Source organism: Phytopseudomonas punonensis (assembly GCF_900142655.1).
Classification (GTDB): domain Bacteria; phylum Pseudomonadota; class Gammaproteobacteria; order Pseudomonadales; family Pseudomonadaceae; genus Aquipseudomonas; species Aquipseudomonas punonensis.
Genome location: NZ_FRBQ01000001.1, coordinates 90,182 through 107,596, shown reverse-complemented (window position 1 = coordinate 107,596; position 17,415 = coordinate 90,182). Strand labels below are relative to the sequence as shown.

The 17,415-nt window shown below is 63.7% G+C and carries 17 protein-coding genes; 4 read left to right on the top strand and 13 right to left on the bottom strand.

Annotated features, from left to right (window positions below; all coding sequences use genetic code 11):
• Window positions 1-10 precede the first annotated feature (10 nt).
• From ntrB to BUC40_RS00440, 10 genes are all read right to left on the bottom strand, one after another.
• Window positions 11-856, bottom strand: coding sequence for a nitrate ABC transporter permease (gene ntrB / locus BUC40_RS00485; RefSeq protein WP_073261511.1), 846 nt, complete (start codon window positions 854-856; stop codon window positions 11-13).
• 13 nt (window positions 857-869) lie between these two features.
• A complete protein-coding gene (locus BUC40_RS00480; RefSeq protein ID WP_073261509.1) occupies window positions 870-2,201 on the bottom strand; it encodes a CmpA/NrtA family ABC transporter substrate-binding protein in 1,332 nt (443 codons plus the stop codon).
• 578 nt (window positions 2,202-2,779) lie between these two features.
• Complete coding sequence (locus BUC40_RS00475; protein ID WP_073261507.1) at window positions 2,780-4,087, bottom strand: nitrate regulatory protein; 1,308 nt, start codon at window positions 4,085-4,087, stop codon at window positions 2,780-2,782.
• 74 nt (window positions 4,088-4,161) lie between these two features.
• Window positions 4,162-4,908: a uroporphyrinogen-III C-methyltransferase gene (gene cobA, locus BUC40_RS00470; protein WP_073261505.1), complete on the bottom strand. Its 747-nt coding sequence runs from the start codon at window positions 4,906-4,908 to the stop codon at window positions 4,162-4,164.
• A 38-nt stretch (window positions 4,909-4,946) separates the two neighbouring features.
• Window positions 4,947-7,688, bottom strand: coding sequence for a nitrate reductase (locus BUC40_RS00465; RefSeq protein WP_073261503.1), 2,742 nt, complete (start codon window positions 7,686-7,688; stop codon window positions 4,947-4,949).
• Window positions 7,688-8,953 carry an NAD(P)/FAD-dependent oxidoreductase gene (locus BUC40_RS00460; protein ID WP_073261501.1) on the bottom strand — a complete coding sequence of 422 codons (1,266 nt, stop codon included), beginning with the start codon at window positions 8,951-8,953 and terminating at the stop codon, window positions 7,688-7,690. The genes BUC40_RS00465 and BUC40_RS00460 overlap by 1 nt, the downstream gene beginning before the upstream one ends.
• Window positions 8,954-9,214: 261 nt before the next feature.
• The gene (locus BUC40_RS00455) at window positions 9,215-11,686 is read right to left on the bottom strand and encodes a penicillin acylase family protein (RefSeq protein ID WP_425272908.1); all 2,472 of its coding nucleotides are present in this window, start codon (window positions 11,684-11,686) and stop codon (window positions 9,215-9,217) included.
• Window positions 11,687-11,865: 179 nt separating this feature from the next.
• Entirely contained in the window at window positions 11,866-12,318 is a 453-nt protein-coding gene (locus BUC40_RS00450; RefSeq protein ID WP_073261498.1) for a DUF2489 domain-containing protein, read from the bottom strand.
• A complete protein-coding gene (locus BUC40_RS00445; protein WP_073261496.1) occupies window positions 12,308-12,511 on the bottom strand; it encodes an SEC-C metal-binding domain-containing protein in 204 nt (67 codons plus the stop codon). The genes BUC40_RS00450 and BUC40_RS00445 overlap by 11 nt, the downstream gene beginning before the upstream one ends.
• A 5-nt stretch (window positions 12,512-12,516) precedes the next feature.
• Entirely contained in the window at window positions 12,517-13,014 is a 498-nt protein-coding gene (locus BUC40_RS00440) for an LEA/WHy family protein (RefSeq protein ID WP_073261494.1), read from the bottom strand.
• A gap of 198 nt (window positions 13,015-13,212) precedes the next feature.
• Here BUC40_RS00440 and BUC40_RS00435 point away from each other — a divergent pair, with 198 nt between their 5' ends.
• The gene (locus BUC40_RS00435) at window positions 13,213-13,755 is read left to right on the top strand and encodes a hypothetical protein (protein WP_073261492.1); all 543 of its coding nucleotides are present in this window, start codon (window positions 13,213-13,215) and stop codon (window positions 13,753-13,755) included.
• Window positions 13,756-13,764: 9 nt separating this feature from the next.
• Here the strand turns inward: BUC40_RS00435 and BUC40_RS00430 are convergent, their stop codons facing one another.
• Window positions 13,765-14,244, bottom strand: a complete 480-nt coding sequence (locus BUC40_RS00430; protein ID WP_073261490.1) for a YchJ family protein — start codon at window positions 14,242-14,244, stop codon at window positions 13,765-13,767.
• Between the two features lie 5 nt (window positions 14,245-14,249).
• Window positions 14,250-14,747 (bottom strand): DUF6231 family protein, encoded by a 498-nt coding sequence (locus tag BUC40_RS00425; protein WP_073261488.1) that lies wholly within the window; start codon window positions 14,745-14,747, stop codon window positions 14,250-14,252.
• Window positions 14,748-14,909: 162 nt separating this feature from the next.
• Here BUC40_RS00425 and BUC40_RS23285 point away from each other — a divergent pair, with 162 nt between their 5' ends.
• The 3 genes from BUC40_RS23285 (at window position 14,910) to BUC40_RS00410 (ending at window position 16,756) form a co-directional block, all read left to right on the top strand.
• On the top strand, window positions 14,910-15,545 hold the full coding sequence (locus BUC40_RS23285; RefSeq protein ID WP_073261486.1) for an OmpA family protein: 636 nt from the start codon (window positions 14,910-14,912) through the stop codon (window positions 15,543-15,545).
• Window positions 15,546-15,698: 153 nt separating this feature from the next.
• Window positions 15,699-16,004: a DUF1145 domain-containing protein gene (locus BUC40_RS00415; protein ID WP_073261484.1), complete on the top strand. Its 306-nt coding sequence runs from the start codon at window positions 15,699-15,701 to the stop codon at window positions 16,002-16,004.
• On the top strand, window positions 15,992-16,756 hold the full coding sequence (locus BUC40_RS00410; protein WP_073261482.1) for a collagen-like triple helix repeat-containing protein: 765 nt from the start codon (window positions 15,992-15,994) through the stop codon (window positions 16,754-16,756). The genes BUC40_RS00415 and BUC40_RS00410 overlap by 13 nt, the downstream gene beginning before the upstream one ends.
• A 33-nt stretch (window positions 16,757-16,789) precedes the next feature.
• Here BUC40_RS00410 and BUC40_RS00405 read toward each other — a convergent pair whose 3' ends face one another.
• Complete coding sequence (locus tag BUC40_RS00405) at window positions 16,790-17,251, bottom strand: CopD family protein (RefSeq protein WP_073261480.1); 462 nt, start codon at window positions 17,249-17,251, stop codon at window positions 16,790-16,792.
• Between the last annotated feature and the right edge of the window lie 164 nt (window positions 17,252-17,415).

Sequence of the window (17,415 nt, the reverse complement as noted above, 5' to 3'; positions counted from 1 at the left end):
GTCCGTCTCCTCAGGCCGATGTGCCGCGGGTGATGCGATTGCCGACGAACAACACCAGGCGATCGAGTATGAAACCGACCACGCCGACGTAGACCAGGGCAAGAATGATGTCGCTGATGCGCGAGGCGTTCCATGCATCCCAGATGAAGAAACCGATGCCCACGCCGCCGATCAACATCTCTGCGGCGATGATCGCCAGCCAGGACAGGCCCACGCCGATGCGCAGCCCGGAGAAAATGTACGGCGCTGCTGCCGGCAGCATGATCTTGTGGAAATACTCCACGCCATTGAGGCGCAGCACCTTGGCGACGTTGCGGTAGTCCTCGGGGATGTTGCGGATGCCCACCGAGGTATTGATGATGATCGGCCAGATGGCAGTGATGAAGATCACGAACAGTGCCGAGGGATGGCTGTCCTTGAAGCCGGCCAGCGACAGCGGCAGCCAGGCCAGCGGCGGCACGGTACGCAGGATCTGGAACAACGGATCGAGGCCGCGCATCGCCCAGGTCGACTGGCCGACCAGCACGCCCAGGGCCACACCCACCACCACCGCCAGGGCATAGCCGTAAGCGACGCGTTCGAGGCTGGCGAGCAACTGCCAGGCCATGCCGACATCGGTGCCGCCGTTGTCGTAGAACGGGTTGATGATCAGCTCCCAGGTGTCTTCGATCACCTGGCTGGGCGGCGGCAGGGCGGCATTCGCGCCGCTGCACAGCAGTTGCCAGATCAGCATCAACGCGGCGGTGATCACCAGCGGTGGCAGCACCGACTGCATCAGGGTTTGCGACAGGCGTTTCAGCCAGCTGGGGGCGATGACGCCAGCCGGTAGGGCCAGCGATTTTACGGGCGCATTCATGGGGTTTCTCCGGTTAGGCCTTCAGGGCCAGGCTGTCGAGATAGGCTTGCGGGTTCTGCGGGTCGAAGGTCTTGCCGTCGAAGAAAGTCTCGATACCGCGGGATTTGCCCTGTGGAATCTGTGCGGCGGGGACGCCCAGTTCGGCCGCAGCCTGGCGCCAGATGTCCTCGCGGTTGACGGTGTCGATCAGCGCCTGGCTGTCGAAATCCTTCGGCAGGTAGCCCCAGCGCTTGTTTTCGGTCAGGAACCACAGGTCGTGGCTCTGGAAGGGGTAGGAGGCGAACTCGCTCCAGAAACGCATCAGGTGCGGGCTGTTTTCCACCACGCGGCCATTGCCGTAGTCGAATGTGCCTTGCAGACGGGCCAGCAGATCCTTGGCGGGCGCGCCGATCCAGCGGCGTTTGGCGCAGATTTCGGCGACCTTTTCCTTGTTCTCTGCTGCTTCGCAGAACATCTGCGCTTCCATCACTGCCTTGAGTATTGCGCGGGTGGCATTGGGGTTGGCATCGACATAATCGGCGCGCAGCGACAGGGCCTTTTCCGGGTGGTTGGCCCACAGCTCGCCAGTGGTTACCGCGCTGTAGCCAATGCCCTGGTTGATCAGTTGGGCGTTCCATGGCTCGCCGACGCAGAAGGCGTCCATGCTGCCGACCTTCATGTTGGCGACCATCTGCGGTGGCGGGATGACCACAGTCGGTAGATCCTTGTTCGGCTCGATACCGCCGGCGGCCATCCAGTAGCGCAGCCACAGGTCATGGGTGCCGCCCGGGAAGGTCATCGCCGCCGCGATCTTCTGGCCCTTGGCCTGCTTGGCGGCGACCGCCTGCTTGAAGGCGCTGGCGTCGCTGCCGAGCTTGAGGTCCCCATATTCCTTGCTGATCGAGATGCCCTGGCCGTTGAGGTTCAGGCGCGCCAGCAGGACCATCGGCAGCGGTGTGTTGTTGGTGGTGATCTTGCCGGCGGCCATCAGATAGGGCATCGGCGTGAGGATATGGGCGCCGTCGATACCGCCGCTGCCGGCGCCGAGCAACAGGTTGTCGCGGGTGGTGCCCCAGGAGGATTGCTTGAGCACTTCCACGTCGGTCATGCCGTGCTTGGCGAACAGCCCGAGCTCCTCGGCGACGAACAGTGGCGCGGCATCGGTGAGGGCGATAAAGCCGAGCTTGGCCTTGGTGGTTTCCAGGCCGTCGCTGCCGGCAGCCCACACCGCACTGCTCAGGCCCGCCGGCAGCATGCTCATCAAGGCGCCGCCGCCCAGCAGGCCCATGGACTGCTTGAGGAAGGTGCGGCGTGGCAGGCCGGTTTTTGGTTCGGCGTTCTGCTGTTCGCGTGGCGTGTCGTCCATCTCGTTCTCCCCAAAAGGCACGCATAAAAAAACGGCGTCACGCTCATGGCAGCGCAGGGCTGCGTCGAGTGTGGACGCCGTTGTCCAGAATTCGGATTGTGGAGGGCAGAGTCTGCCTCCCTGTCAGGGACTTAGCAGGTTGCATGCCAGCCACTGCGTCGTCCCAATCGACGGCCAGGTGGCGACCGCAGAACAGCCGGTACCGATGTGTTAACTGACTGAGCGGGAAGGCTTTTCAGATCGTTATCGATACTTCATGGCCATCCGCGCAGCACGCGGGCCACCGTCGCTATCGCACAGCGGCGGGGCGCGATGCTCCTCAAGTGCGCGGCATAGGTGCATGACAAGTTCGCGGCTGGGGCAGCGGTAGTCAGACGGATCTACGGCGATAAGGCAAAAGCGGCCTTTACCCTATCCCGTGGGAACGGGCCAGGCCCGTGATTTTTCGCGGGCATGGCCCGCTCCCACAATGGACCACTCCCGCCACGTTGCAGCGAATTGCGCATGGCAGTACGTCGACGATCGTGAACAGATTTCAGGCGGGGCAAGGCCATGCTCAGCCGACAGCCGCAGCTCGCTCAGCTGCGCCGCCCCTTGTCCGCCCGCGGGGTTTGCTGGGCCTTGCGCGCGGCGAAGGTGAGCAGGTTCTGGGCGACGTCGACCAGGCGCATGCTGCGCTCCATGGCCGATTGGCGCAGGCGCGCGTAGGCGTCTTCCTCGCTGAGGCGGTAGTCGTTCATCAGCAGCTTCTTGGCCCGCTCGATCAGCTTGCGCTCATTGAGCGTTTCGCGGGTTTCCTGCAGCTCGTCACTGACCTGTTGCAGGCGCTGGTTCTGCTCATGGAGAAGATCCAGCACCGAGCGGGCCAGGTGGTTACCTACGGCGTCCTGAGGCGGGACGTCGAGCGTGCTGCTGTGCACGCTGAACAGCAGCGCCTGGTCGCTACCGGTATCCATCCGTGCCACGCGGCCGAGCAGCGCGCGGTGGTTATCCAGGTCGGCATGGGCTTCGGCGATGCTGCGCCGGCAGCGTTCGAGCAGGCATTGGGTCAGGTGGCTTTCCACCTGCTTCATGGCGTCGATGCGCAGGGTGTTGAGCTCGAACCACAGTTCGCACAAACCCGGATCCACCTGCGCCTCGGCCGAGGTGCGCTTGGCGACGCCGCGCAGGCTGATCACCTGGGCAACGGTGTCGGTACCGAGAATCTGCTGCCACAGCGCATTGGCCTCGGCGTCGGCGAATTCAGCAAAAATATCGAAGCAGCGCTCCTGGCCTTCCTGCAGGTGCAGCAGCCGCGCCTGCAGCTCGTCATCGAAGTAACCGCGAGAAAACCCCTCGACGCCGACCGCGCGCTCCTGGCCGGCGAGCTCCTTGCCTTGCATGAAGTTGAACAGCGCCACCAGCACCCGGGTGATGCCCGGATCCACGGCGGTATCAGCCGCTTCGAACACCACTGCCAGGAGACCGCCGATCAGCCGGGTAAAGGTCTGAGTCGCCTGGCGCGGAGACAGTTGCCGTTCACGGATACGCCGGCGCAGGTCGGGCAGTTCTTCGAAGCCGTGCAGCACGTAGGCGATACGGTTGAACAGGCGAGCGCGGTCGGCGGCGTTGTGCTGGGCGGTGTCCATGGACAGGAAAAAGTCGTGCACCTCGCGCTCCACGAGGGCGGAACCGGCGCTGTGCGCATCAAGATGGTGCAGGTAGCGATCCGTCTGGTTGCCCAGGTAGATGTTCGAATAGCCCCGTTCCTTTTGTAGCTGGTGCACCAGCTGGCTGATCCGAGTGACCAGCTCGCAGGTCACGGACAGGCTTTCCAGGCCTTGCAGCTCGCAGCGGCGGGCGGCGAGCATGAAACGCAGGGTGGGAGGCATTTTGTGATCGGGCATGGGAGCGTCTTATCGGTCGCGGTATTGAACCAGAACGGTGCAAATAGCAGTCCAGTTCTGCTGAGCCACCTGCTTCAGGCGCTGTGCAGGTGCAATTGCTCCGCCGCCAGAGTGGCCGCGCCGACCACATCGCCGATCACCAGAATGGCCGGGCTTTTCAGCTTGAAGGCCTGGGCATCGTCGGCCATTGCCTGCAGTGTGCTGCGACATTCGCGCTGGTCGGGCAGCGAGGCGTTTTCGATCATCGCTACCGCGGTGTCTGCGGCCATGCCGGCGTCGAGCAGGTGTTGGCGGGTGTCGGCCAGAGTGGCAATGCCCATGTACACCACCAGCGTGGTGCCGCTGTGGGCCAGCGCCCGCCAGTTTGGCGAGCTGCCGTCCTGGGTATGGGCAGTGACCAGCGTGACCCCGCGGGCGATGCCGCGCAGGGTCAGGGAGATACCGCAGCGGGTCGCCGCGGCCAGGCCGGCGGTGATGCCGTTGACGATCTCGCAGTGCACGCCGCGCGCCGCCAGCCAGTCGGCTTCTTCACCACCACGGCCGAAGATGCACGGGTCACCGCCCTTCAGGCGCGCGACGACCTTGCCCTGGCGCGCATAGCGCAGCATCAGCCGATGGATGAAGGCTTGGGGCGTCGAGCGGCAACCGCCACGCTTGCCGACGCGGATCACCCGGGCGCCGGGGCAGTGCTCCAGCACCTGTGGGTTGACCAGATCATCGATCAGCACCACATCGGCCAGGCCGAGGGCGCGCACCGCCTTGAGAGTGAGCAGCTCCGGATCGCCGGGGCCGGCGCCGATCAGCCATACGCTTGGGTTCATCACGGTATTCCTTCTCTCTAGGTTCCGCCCAGTCTTCGCTAGGCTTCGATGGTCTGTAGCGCCAGCAGGCGCCTGATTTCCGGTACGCAGGAGCCGCACTGAGTGCCGCAACCGAGATTCTGTTTCAGCGCATTCAGGTCGCAGCCGCGCTCGATGCCCTCGCGCACGGCGGTTTCGCTGACGTTCATGCAGGTGCACAAGGTTTTGCCAGCACGTGCGCGGGTTTCACCGGGTGGGCTTTCCACGGGCGCCAGCAGCCAGCGGCGCAAGGCGCGGCCGCTGTCGTCATCCATTGAGGTCTGGCTCTGCCAGAGTTCGCGCAGCCAGTTGCGTGCCCTGGTTTCGCCACTCAGGGCGAAACCGGTGAGGCGGCCATCCTCGATGCGTACGCGTTTGTGAATGGGCAGGCAACCCTGGGTTTCGCGTGGGTCGTCGTAGCGCATCACTGGCCCATCGTTCAGGCCCAAATGTTCGTGCAGCCTTGAGAGCAACGCTGCAGCGGGCGCGTGATGGTGGGCGGCGCGCATCAGCAGTGCTGATGTCTCGCGACCGGCGAGGCCGAAGCTGGCGTAGGCAAAGGTTTCGCACAGTGGGCGCAGGGCTTCCAGGCGTTGCTGCACATCGTCTTCGATCAGCGCGTGGAAGGTCCAGGGCAGGTCGATGGGCTGCACGTCGATCCCTGCATGCTTGAGCTCGGGTTGTTTCGACAGCGGATCGAACGCTGACAAGGTCAGGGCGTTGATACCGAGGCCTTTGAGGAAGCGATCGCCCCAGTGCATGGGCAGAAATGCCTGGCCCTGTTGCAGGCTGCTATCGGTCTGCACGCGTACCACCAGCGCGCCGCGACGGCTGCGCACTTCGACCAGTCTGCCGTCTTCCAGCTGCCGCTGCGCCATGTCCTGCGGATGCAGGCCAAGCAGCGGCTCTTCGACATGGGCGAACAGCCGCGCTGCGGTGCCGGTGCGGCTCATGCCATGCCATTGATCACGCAGGCGACCGGTGTTGAGCGTCAGTGGATAGCGTTCATCGCGTTGCTCCCTGGGTGGCTGATACGCCTCGGTGATAAAGCGTGCGCGACCATTGGCGCTTGGGAAATGGCCATCACCGTAGAGGCGCGTCGTACCTTGTTTTGCACCTTCGGGAAATGGCCATTGCTGTGGGCCACGCGCTTCCAGCAGGGCATAGCCGAGCCCACTCAGGTCCAGGTCGCGCCGGCGGGTCAGTACCTTGTATTCCTCGAACAGTTGCTCGGGGTGGGTGAAGGCGAAACGGCCGACAGGTGCAGCTGGCAACCTGGCTTCCAGGCGGCGGGCGAAGTCGCAGGTGATCGACCAGTCGGCACGCGCTTCGCCAGGTGCGGCTATTGCACGGCGCACGCGACTGATGCGGCGCTCGGAATTGGTCACCGTACCTTCCTTCTCGCCCCAGCTGGCAGCGGGCAGCAGCAGGTCGGCATAGCGGCAGGTTTCAGTGTTCGCGAACGCTTCCTGCACCACCACGAATGGGCAGTCGCGTAGTGCCTGATGAACCTTGTGCTGGTCGGGCATCGATTGAGCCGGGTTGGTGCAGGCTATCCATAGCGCCTTGATCTTGCCGCTGCCCACCGCGTCGAACAGTTCGATGGCGCTGAGTCCGGGCATTTCCGGCAGCCTGTCGACGCCCCAGTAAGCGGCGACTTCGGCGCGGTGCTCGGGGTTGGCAACTTCACGGTGGCCGGGCAGCAGGTTGGACAGGCTGCCGGTCTCCCTTCCGCCCATGGCGTTGGGCTGGCCGGTCAGCGAGAAGGGGCCGCTGCCGACCTTGCCAATCTGCCCGGTGGCCAGATGCAGGTTGATAATCGCGGCGTTCTTCGCGGTGCCGGCGGTGGATTGGTTGACGCCCATGCACCACAGCGACAGAAAACGCGGCGAGCTGCCGATCCAGCTTGCGCAGCGGCGCAGATCCGCTTCGCTGATGGCGCACAACTCGGTGACGCGCGCGGGTTCGTATTCGGCAACCAGGCTTTGCAGCGCATCGAAGCCTTCGGTATGCGCCGCAATGAAGGTGTGGTCGATCCGCCCCTGTTCCAGCAGCAGGTGCAACACGCCGTGCAGCAGCGCCACATCGCTACCAGGGGCGATGGCCAGGTGCAGGTCGGCCAGCTCGCAGGTGTCGGTGCGCCGCGGGTCGACGACGATCACCTTCATCTGCGGGTTGGCTGCCTTGGCCGCTTCCAGACGGCGAAACAGGATCGGGTGGGCGTAGGCCATGTTGCTGCCGATGATCAGCAGCGTGTCGGCCTGTTCCATGTCTTCGTAGGAGCAGGGCGGCGCATCGGCGCCCAGGCTGCGCTTGTAGCCGACCACCGCCGAGGACATGCACAGGCGCGAATTGCTGTCGATGTTGTTGGTGCCGACCAGGGCGCGGGCCAGCTTGTTGAAGGCGTAGTAGTCCTCGGTCAGCAACTGCCCGGAAATGTAGAAGGCGACGCTGTCCGGACCGTGTTCGCGGATGGTGTCGGCGAACCGGTCTGCAGCATGATCCAGGGCGCTGTTCCAGTCGGTGCGAGTACGGCCCAGACCCTTGCCCAGGCGCAGTTCGGGATATAGCGCGCGGGCGGCGAGGTCGCCGGTCAGGTGCAGCGAGGCACCCTTGCTGCACAGCTTGCCGAAGTTGGCCGGGTGCGCCGGGTCGCCGCTGACGCCGAGGATCCGCTCGCCGTCATGTTCGATCAGTACACCGCAGCCGACGCCGCAGTAGCAGCAGGTCGAGGCGGTGGTCTGTGTGGCGCGCTTGTTCATCAGGCTGCTCCCTGCAGAAGCAGCGGTTCGGCAGGCGCAGCCGGTGTCTGGCTGGCCACGGCCGCGTCGCCGAACATCAGCAGGTCGCGGATGGCGGCCACATTGCGGCCTTCGCGGATCAGTTGCAGGTACCAGGCGCCGTCGGCGGTGTCGCCGTACAGGCAGGCGCCGACCAGCACGTCGTTCTTCAGCACCAGCTTGCGGTAGCTGCCGGTGGTGGGGTCGTCCAGGGTGATGCTCTGGGTGCCCGGCTGGCCTGTGAAATCGCCGGCGGAAAACAGCTCGATGCCGGTGACCTTGAGCTTGGTGGAGGTCAATGAGCCGAGGTAGCGACGATAGCCCTGCATGGCCAGATGACTGGCGCACACGCGGGCCTGCTCGAACAGCGGCGCCACCAGGCCATAGGCGACGCCCCGGTGGCTGACGCATTCACCCACCGCGTACACCCGTGGGTCGAAGCTCTGCAGCGTGTCGTTGACCAGAATGCCGCGAGCGCAGGGCAGGCCTGCGTTCTGGGCCAGTTCGATATTGGGGCGGATGCCGGCGGCCATCACCACCAGGTCGGCCGGCAGGCTCTCGCCATCACTGAAGCGCACGGCGCCAACCCGGCCGGCGGCGTTGCCGATCAGCTCGCTGGTCTGCTTGCCTAGGGCGAAGTGCAGGCCGCGGCGCTCCAGGGCGCCTTGCAACAGGCGCCCGGCGCGGGCATCGAGCTGGCGCTCCAGCAGGGTCGCACCGTTGTGCACCACGCTGACGTCCATGCCGCGCAGCTTGAGGCCGTGGGCGGCTTCCAGGCCCAGCAGGCCGCCGCCGATGACCACGGCGCGGCGGTGCCGGGTGACGCTGTCGAGCATCAGCTGGGTGTCGGCAATGTCACGGTAGCCGATCACACCCTCCAACGAATTACCTGGGATTGGCAGCATGAACGGTCGCGAACCGGTGGCGATCAGCAGGCGGTCGTAGCCTGCGCTGCTGCCGTCATCGGCGAGCACCCGGCGACGCACGCGGTCGATCTCCACCACGGTGCGGCCCAGGCGCAGCTCAATGCCGTGGTTGGCGTACCAGGCGAGGTCGTTGAGCACGATGTCAGCGAAGGTCTGTTCACCGGCCAGTACCGGCGAGAGCAGGATGCGGTTGTAGTTGGGGTGCGGTTCGGCGCCGAACACGGTGATGTCATAGAGATCCGGGTCGATCTTCAACAGCTCTTCGAGCGTGCGCACTCCGGCCATGCCGTTGCCGATCATCACCAGTTTCAGTCGCTTCATCCTTCACCTCCATGGAACCAGCCCAGGCGACCTCGAGGCCAAAAAAAAGCGTCCTGCACCGTGAGTGCAAGGACGCCTTTGTCCGGTCCCGATCGTTCGGGGGCGCGTGCCGTTTGCCGGCGCGCGCTATGTCTGAGATGCGAAGAGCAGGGAGTGTGCCAACTCGGCAGAGCCCGCCGTAGCGGGCTACCCGTGACGCCTTGCCCTAATGACAGCGCACCTGCTGACTTCTCTTGGTGCGCTGCGCACCGCTGTTGTGCGTCAAGGCGTCAGCAGCAGGCGTTTGCGCCCGTAGGTCTTCTCCAGGTTCTGTTGCAGCATCGGGAAGCTCACGTACTGGGCGCGGCGCCAGGCGTCGATGCCGTCGGCGTAATGCGGACTGGCCGGGTTGCCGGACTGCCCGGAGCTGTTCAGGCCGATCATCGGCTCTTCGCGGCCGAAGTCGACGATCATGCGCATGCTCGGGATCAGCCAGGTATCGAAGTCCTGCCCCCAGTTGTAGGCCGAGACGTTCAGTGTGCTGTGGTCACCGCCGGCCGGGTAGGGGCCGCGATCCAGATAGCCCTTGAGCGACGCGATGCTGGCGCGCTGGCCGGCACCGAGGTGCGGCGCCATCTGCGTGCTGCCGCTCAGCCACTCGTAGGTGTGCAGCTTGCCCCACTGCCACGCCGTGCGCTCGCTGCCCAAGCGCTGTTCGAGCAGCTCGATGCTGGCTGCCAGGCTGCGGGCCAGGATCGCCGGCTTGTCTTCCTTCTGCGCGGTGCGCACGTCGTCCCAGAAGGGGCTGTCTTCGCGCCCGAGCAGGTGATCGGCCTGCGCCGAGTAGGACAGGTTGGCGGTGTCCACCAGTGCCTTCCAGGCGGGCGAGGTGTCAGGGCCCAGTTCGTCGAGGAAGATCTCCCGTGCGCTCTGTTGCAGGAAGGCGCCATACACGGCGGCATCCGCCGAGGTGGCCGACAGTTTGCCATCGAAGGCCATCAGTCGGCTCAGGGCTTCGCGGGCCTTGCCGCGCTGCGGCTCGGGCAGGCGGTCGATGGCCTGGCGCAGCGGCCCGGCCATGTTCTGCGCTTCGAACATGCCCTGCAGCTTGGCCACGAAGGGCGAGGTCTGGTCGTATTGCATGGCGATCATGCTTGGCGTGTCGTGACGGCCGCTGCCAGCCAGCTGTGCGATACGCTCGTAGCGTTCCGGCGCGTACCAGGAGTTGGACAGCTGCATGCCATAGCCGCGCGGCACGCTGCGTTGGTTGGCGCTGCCCAGCCAGCCCTGCTGCGGATCCTGATCGTAAGGGTGGAGCATCGGGTCGGCGAAGCCATCCCATTCGTAGCGGCTGTCCCAGCCGGGTGAGGGCACCAGGCCCTGGCCTTCACGGCGATTGGGGAAGCGCCCGGTGACCTGCCAGCCGATGTTGCTGGCGTCGGCGAATACCAGGTTCAGCGACATGGCGCGGATTTCCCGGGTTGCTTCGAAGGCCTGCTCCACGGACTGGGCGCGGGATAGATTGAAGAAGGCGTCGAGGCTGGCATCTTCCTCGAACTGTGCAGTCTTCAGCGCCAGGCCATAGCCGCTCTGCAATTGCAGCGGCTGCAGCGGATGTTTGCGTTCGCCCAGCACGCTGTTAAGCAGCGGGCCGTGGCGGGTTTCGTAAACGGTTTCGCGGATCGACTTCTGACCCTTGATGAAAAAGGTTTCCTGGCGCTCGTGAGCGGGCTGCCATTTGCCGTCGGCCAGATACAGCAGACGATTGCCTTCGCGTTTGACCTTCTCAAGGAACAGATCCTGGTTGTCGCCCATGACCATGGTCATTCCCCAGGCCAGCTTGCCATTGAAGCCGGCGACCACAGCCGGCATGCCGGCGACGGTCACCCCGGAGGCCTGGAATTTTGGTGCGCGAATCTGCACGAAGCTCCACACCGAGGGCAGGCCGATCGGCAGGTGCATGTCATTGGCCAGCAGGCTCTTGCCGCTGCGGCTGCGCGACGGGGCGATGGCCCAGTTGTTCGAGGCTGCGACGCCGAGCATATGGTGCTCGGAGACTTGCGCAGCGGCGCTCTTCACCGCCTGCAGACCGGCGATGGTGCCGCCCAGGGACAGGCCCTTGAGCTTGTCGGCTTCCTCGAACGGCAGCGGCTCGTCTGGGTAGGTCGGCAGCAGCCAGGCGAGTTTGTCGGCGCCGACTTTCTGGGTCAGGCTCAGCGATGCGATTTCTTCCTGCAGGTTCACCGAAAGGCCGAAGTTGAGCAGGCAAAAGATCATCACCGAATCCTCCGGCTTCCAGTACGGCGGGCGATAGCCAGCCTCGGCCAGGTCCATCGGCAACTTGTCGCGGTAACGGAACAGGTAGGCGTTGACGCCGCGTGCGTACACCTCGAAGAACGCCTTCATTCGTGGCGAGGCATTCTTGTAGAGCACCTCGGCGCTCTTCTTGAGATCTGCCGCGCGCATGAAGCGGTCCATCTCCAGCGCGCCCGGGCCGGCCATCTCCGCCAGGCGACCTTCGGCCATCAGGCGCATGCTGACCATCTGGCTGATGCGGTCGCTGGCGTGCACGTAGCCCAAGGTGAACAGCGCGTCATGGAAGGTATGCGTCTCGATCAGCGGCATGCCCAGCGGGTTGCGGCGTACCGAGGCGGTTTGCGCCAGGCCCTGCACGCGAAAGGAACCCTGATCGGGATGCACGCTGTTGCGGTAACGGCTGTCGAACAGGGACTGGCAACCGCTCAGCGCGACCATGCCGGTAACGATGCCAGCCAGGCTCAGGGTAGCGAGAGGACGGAAAGCGCGCGGCAGCATGCGGCGGACTCCTGATGGGTAAATGATGGCGGTGGGCGGCTGCCCGGGCGCGAATGGCGCTAAAGGTAGAGAGCCCCATGGCGCCTGGCAAGAGGCGCGATGAGTGCCGCGACGTGGGGTTATGGCCGGGCGGCCAATCCCTCGTCGAGCAACCAGCGTGCTGCGTCGTGCGCCTGCTGCTGGTAAGCCTCGGTCAGCTCGGCAAAACGCGCTTCGTGCTGGCGTCGCTCGGCACGGCTGAGGGCTTTCCAGCCGGCGTGAGTCGGCACATGAGCGGTCGCCTCGTAAAGTTGCTGAAAGACCTGGGCCTGCGGTGTGAGGCTCAGTGCGCTGTCGTAGTTGTCGAGCAGCACCTTTATACGGATGGCGCCTTCGATCAATGGCAGTTGGCCGTCGAGCAGGCAACTGGCCAACACCCGCAAATCGTCACGCAGGCGCTGGTGTTGCGCGCTGCGAACTTCAGCTTGCTGACGTTGTTTGACCCAGACCTGGCGCCAGAGATGAACGGCGTAGAGTGCAAGAGCAACGACGAGCAGTATCGCGAGAGGGATCAGAGCTTGATCAAGCCCCATGGCACTTCTTGAATTTCTTCTCGCTGCCGCATGGGCAAGGGTCGTTGCGGCCAACATCCTTCAGGGAGTTGCGCACCGGCTCCTGGGGCGCATGGTTGCAGTGTGGGCCATGCACATGGCCGTGGTCGTGATGATGATCATGGTCGTGATCGTGGTTGCAGTCAGGGCCGTGAACGTGTGGTTGCTGGGTCATGCGGGTTACTCCGGAAGATAATCGCCGGGAATTATCTCGCCATTGCGCGCCATGTGCACGCGGCGGCCGAAGAATAATCCGGTTTTCACTTCGCCCTGCAGGCGATAGCGAATCGGCTGATCGGGCTCTTCCAGCAACTTGACCACCTGCCGCACATGACGCCACAGGTTGGTGCGCACCGGTACGTCGAACTCCAGATGACCGTTGGCAGGGACGGTGAACCAGACTTCCGAGTCGCCATCTGCAAGCAGCACGTCGTTTAGGTGCACCACGTAGTTGAGGCCACGTATCGGCAGGCTGACTTCGTTGGGGTTGTCGATGCGAAAGCGCAGGATAAAGCGCTGCTCGAGCAATTTGGCTTTCACCACATTGACGTCCACGAGGCGGACGTCCGGGTCTTTGAAACTGTCGGAAAACCAGGTCGAGCAGCCACCGAGTGCCGAGCCCAGACCGAGGAATACCATTAGGCTAAGAATTCTTATCATTTGCGCCTGAGAAAACATTTCATACTCCGTTCGAGGCCTCAGTGTAACAAGAGACGGCTTGGCTGCCCTAGTGCTGTCGCGCGTGATTTGCCGTGGGGAAAATGCCGACCGACTCTCGTGTGCGTGCGAAAAGCTGCGTCATACTGGCCCTCACGCATTTAGGTTTTATTGCCGTGACCGAAAAGGTGCGGCGAGCCGACAGGAAGGAACGAGAAGATGGCGCGATACGAGATCGCATTTTCCGGTGAGCTGGTCCCCGGTGCTCAGTTGGAAGTGGTACAGGCCAATCTGGCCAAATTGTTCCAGGCCGACGCCCAGCGTATTGCCCTGCTGTTTTCTGGGCGCCGTGTGGTGATCAAGAACAACCTTGATGAAGCCGCGGCAGAAAAGTACCGCAGCACGCTGGAGCGCGCCGGAGCGCGTGTCGAGGTAATCGATATCGATGCGCAGGTCATCGAGGAGATCGAGCTGGCGCCGCCGCCCGTGGCTGCTCCAGCTAGCCCTGTTGACGCTCAACCTACAGGCCGCCTGGTTGTCGCACCGCGGGACGAGTACATGGCGGCTTTCGCCAATGTGGATGCGCCGGACTTCGGTGTCGCTGCGTTAGGTGCAGATTTGCAGGATGGCAAAGCGCAGATAGCGCCGCCGGCACTCGACCTGTCGTCGTTCAGCCTGGCGCCGGTGGGCAGTGATATGGGCCAGGCCAAGGCAGCGCCCGCGGCTGAGGTGCCGGATACCTCGCACCTCAAGCTGGTTTAGGGGCTGCCTTTATAGATAGCCGGCGCAGCACTTCTTGAATTTTTGCCCGCTGGCGCAGGGGCAGGGATCATTGCGGCCGACGTGCAGCCCAATGGTGGGGTCGATAAAGTACCAGCGGCCCTGATTCTGCACGAAGGCCGAGCGCTCGCGATGGCTGTGCTCGCCACCTGCGTCGTGCCAGCGCGCCACGAACGTGACCCGCGCATGCTCGGGCTGGCCGCCGAGCAATTCCGAATGCTCAACCTCCAGGCCCAGCCAGGTGCTTTGCAGGCTCCAGGCGCGAATACCTTCTATATCAAGCTTCGCCTGCTGCGCCGGCAATGACGTGGCGACCAGATAGTCGACATTACCCAGCACGTAGGCGCTGTAGCGCGAGCGCATCAGGCTCGTGGCGCAGGGGGCGTGGGCACCGCTGTGGTAGCGCCCGCAGCAATCGGGCAGGGAGTTGCCGCTGCCGCAAGGGCAGCCGCTTGGCATAGCGTCAGGCATCGTGCTTACCACCAGTATTTGCCGTAGTTTTCCGGGTTGGCCCAAAACTTCGCATTCAGCCAGTCGGGCGCCTGCTTGTATTCGAGCAGGTCGTAGGTGAACAGGCTCAGCACCTGCTCATCCCGGGAGAAGCGTTCGCTGACATGCAGCGCAAGCGCGAAGAAGTCGGTGTCTTTCCAGCCGCAAGCTGGCAGATCGACCAGCACGGCCATGCGACTGGCGTTCAGATTGCGAATACCACCGAGCAACTGCAGGCCCGCGCGGCGCTCCAGGTGCTCGAGACAATCGACTATCACAGCGAGATCGAAACGTTGCCCGGCAAGCTCTTCTGGCAGGTAGCCGGGGGTGGCGTGGGCCACCAGACTCTGCGGATGTGCCTGTTTGAAGGCATTAACCGCGGGCTGTTCGCTGGCGCTGACCAAAAGCAGTCGAGCGGGCGCATAGCGTTGCAGTAGAGCGGCCAGTGATTGTTGGGGTGTGCGTGCGGACGTGATATGGCTCATCAGAAACCTCGAAACAATCACAAAAGACTACCGCGCATCCTCATATTCAACTAGAACTGTTCGGCCTGCAGTGATGTCGTAATGCTGTCTGGCAGATTCTAAAGCGGGCGTCTTTAATCCAGAGTGTCGGTTTTTGCGCCGATTCCATTAGGAGACTTGCATATGAGTATTACAAGGAAAGCGGTACCCCTGATCATTGCGTCCACCCTTCTGACGGGCTGCGCTGGCGTCCAGAAATCCGACTGGCCGACCTGTGCCGCTGTTGGTGGTGTGAGCGGTGCTGCTCTGGGTGCCATCGAAAGCTCTGCTTGGGCGGGCGGTGGTGCGGTAATTGGCGCTGGCTTCGCCGCTGCCTATTGCTGGGTTCATGGCGCTGAAGCCCAGGAAGTTGCAGTAGTCGAAGAGACCGTTATGGTCGAAGAGACTGTTGCACCTGAGCCGGTTGCCGAAGCAGTACGTGTTGAGTTGGACGTGAAGTTCGATTTCGACAAGGCGCAAGTCAAGCAGGAAAGCCTGGGCGATATCCAAAGCCTGGCTGACTTCATGAAGCAATACCCGCAAACCACCACAGTAGTTGAAGGCCATACCGACTCCGTTGGTACCGACGCCTACAACCAGAAGCTGTCCGAGCGCCGTGCGAAAGCTGTGCGTGAAGTGCTGGTCAACCAGTACGGTGTGGGTGGTACCCGCGTGAACGCAGTCGGCTATGGTGAAAGCCGTCCGGTTGCTGATAACGCCACCGAAGAAGGCCGTGCGATCAACCGTCGCGTGGAAGCGGAAGTCGAAGCCCGGCCATAAGCCTGACTCGATGTTCGTGAGTATCCTGGTCGGCCCCGTGCCGACCAGGAGCGCGATGTCACGCAATGTGCATCGTTTTTAATTTCGCCCTCTAGTTCCCTACCTACAAACGCAGTAATGTGCCGCACAATCACAAGCTTGTGGGGCGGGGTAATGAAGACTATTGCAGGGCTGGGCAAACTGCTGGCGACACTGTTCTGGTGCGTCGTGCTGGCCAATCCGATCACCCCTTATGCGCAACCTTTCGGGCAGTTGCTGGCGCTTGCCGGTGTTTTGCTGTTTGGTCTGCACCTCGTCGAACTGGCGCTGTTCAGCAGCGTATTGCGGGCTCAGCCACGCATGGGCGCCGAGCGTGCCAAGGTGCTGGCTTTCGGCATGTTTCATATCTGGTCGCTCACCCGCACGGAAGTCGTCGTCCAGCCAGTCGTTACCGAAGAGGGCGTCGTATGCGCAAGCTGATTATCCTGGCCGCATTGTGCTGCCCTCTGGCTGCGATGGCCGCCGCCGTGATCGAAGTCGATTCCCATAACTTCACCCGCCTGCCAGCGCAGGGCAGCGTTTTGCAGCTTGAGCGTGTGGCTGTTGCCGACAGCGGCACGCTGCTGATTCCAGCCGGTGTCAGCGAGTTGCATATCGGTGAGTTGTACTTGGGCCATGACGCGCAGATCGCCATCGCGCCTTCCAACGAGAAGCTGCTGCTGGATATCGGCACTAGCCAGATCGCCTCTGGTGCGCAAATCAACGCAGCGGGTGCCCCAGGTACTGCACAGCGGGAGGCAGTGCCGGGGCGTACGCTGGTCATTCGTATGCAGTCGGTTACCAGTGAGCCTTGGTTACTCGATGCCCGTGGTGGGCGCGGCGCAGCTGGCTATGCGGGCCTGGACGGCGCTGATGGCAAACCGGGCGGATGCACTTGGGGGCAGGCCAGCGCTGGGCATAATGGTCAGGATGGCACCGACGGCCACCCTGGTGCGCCTGGTGGTCAGGTTCGCCTGGAGGTCCCGGCCGATTTTCCCGTGGAACATCTGCAGGCCCGCCTGGATGGCGGCGCGGGTGGCCCTGCGGGAAGCGCGGGCAGTGCCGGTAGCGGCGGAGCGAGTAAAGGCTGCTGGATTTACAGCACCAGCGCAGCCCTTGACGGTCGACCTGGCTTAGCAGGGCAACCTGGCCCTGCCGGGCAGGCCGGTAGCCTGGATATCGTGCGTTTCTGATTATCAAAGGGCCTGTGACCAAGCCCTTTTCGTTTAGAAGCTCGGACGCGCTGCGGCAAGCGCCGTCACGCTCAAACCGATCAGCAGGTTGAAGGCGACCAGGCGGCGGATGCGGCCCAGCGTGGCGCCTGCTGTCTGCCAGTCCTGCTGCTCGACCGCGCGGCGCATCACCGGTAGTTGCAGCGCCTGAATACGCAGGAACAACGCCAGCATCGCCAGGTACAACCCCATCATCACGTGCACGTAGCGCGGTGCACCATCGAAGCCACTGAAACCCATGTGCAGCATGCCGATACCACTGACCGGCAGCAGCACGACCGCGACCCACACCCAGACGAAGAAGCGGCGAAACACCTCCAGCCACAGCGTTAGCCGCTCCGGCGGCTGCAACGCTCCGGCAGCCGGGCGCAGCACCATCCAGGCGAAGAACATGCCGCCGACCCAGACCAGCGCTGCGAGCAGGTGCAAGGTGTAGACGAGGGAATAAGGTGGCATTCACGCACTCCGTTATCCGGCAGGCCACGTCGACGGCTGGCTTGGCGGCACCCATGCTGCAGGCCAGTCTTTAGCGGTCGATGAGCTGTGATCGGTTTCAAAAAAGGTCTGGCCCGGCGCCGCGCTTATTCGTGCTCTTCATCGGGAGGAGGCAAGCGAGTCAG

Coding starts and splice junctions, on each gene's coding strand:
- BUC40_RS00455 (WP_425272908.1), bottom strand. CDS start 11,686: ATGGTCGCGCTGAGCGGTTGCCAGTCCCTGTTCGACAGCCGTTACCGC.
- BUC40_RS00450 (WP_073261498.1), bottom strand. CDS start 12,318: ATGGGGCTTGATCAAGCTCTGATCCCTCTCGCGATACTGCTCGTCGTT.
- BUC40_RS00465 (WP_073261503.1), bottom strand. CDS start 7,688: ATGAACAAGCGCGCCACACAGACCACCGCCTCGACCTGCTGCTACTGC.
- BUC40_RS23285 (WP_073261486.1), top strand. CDS start 14,910: ATGAGTATTACAAGGAAAGCGGTACCCCTGATCATTGCGTCCACCCTT.
- BUC40_RS00410 (WP_073261482.1), top strand. CDS start 15,992: ATGCGCAAGCTGATTATCCTGGCCGCATTGTGCTGCCCTCTGGCTGCG.
- BUC40_RS00405 (WP_073261480.1), bottom strand. CDS start 17,251: ATGCCACCTTATTCCCTCGTCTACACCTTGCACCTGCTCGCAGCGCTG.
- BUC40_RS00415 (WP_073261484.1), top strand. CDS start 15,699: ATGAAGACTATTGCAGGGCTGGGCAAACTGCTGGCGACACTGTTCTGG.
- ntrB (WP_073261511.1), bottom strand. CDS start 856: ATGAATGCGCCCGTAAAATCGCTGGCCCTACCGGCTGGCGTCATCGCC.
- BUC40_RS00430 (WP_073261490.1), bottom strand. CDS start 14,244: ATGCCTGACGCTATGCCAAGCGGCTGCCCTTGCGGCAGCGGCAACTCC.
- BUC40_RS00480 (WP_073261509.1), bottom strand. CDS start 2,201: ATGGACGACACGCCACGCGAACAGCAGAACGCCGAACCAAAAACCGGC.
- cobA (WP_073261505.1), bottom strand. CDS start 4,908: ATGAACCCAAGCGTATGGCTGATCGGCGCCGGCCCCGGCGATCCGGAG.
- BUC40_RS00425 (WP_073261488.1), bottom strand. CDS start 14,747: ATGAGCCATATCACGTCCGCACGCACACCCCAACAATCACTGGCCGCT.
- BUC40_RS00440 (WP_073261494.1), bottom strand. CDS start 13,014: ATGTTTTCTCAGGCGCAAATGATAAGAATTCTTAGCCTAATGGTATTC.
- BUC40_RS00445 (WP_073261496.1), bottom strand. CDS start 12,511: ATGACCCAGCAACCACACGTTCACGGCCCTGACTGCAACCACGATCAC.
- BUC40_RS00460 (WP_073261501.1), bottom strand. CDS start 8,953: ATGAAGCGACTGAAACTGGTGATGATCGGCAACGGCATGGCCGGAGTG.
- BUC40_RS00435 (WP_073261492.1), top strand. CDS start 13,213: ATGGCGCGATACGAGATCGCATTTTCCGGTGAGCTGGTCCCCGGTGCT.
- BUC40_RS00475 (WP_073261507.1), bottom strand. CDS start 4,087: ATGCCCGATCACAAAATGCCTCCCACCCTGCGTTTCATGCTCGCCGCC.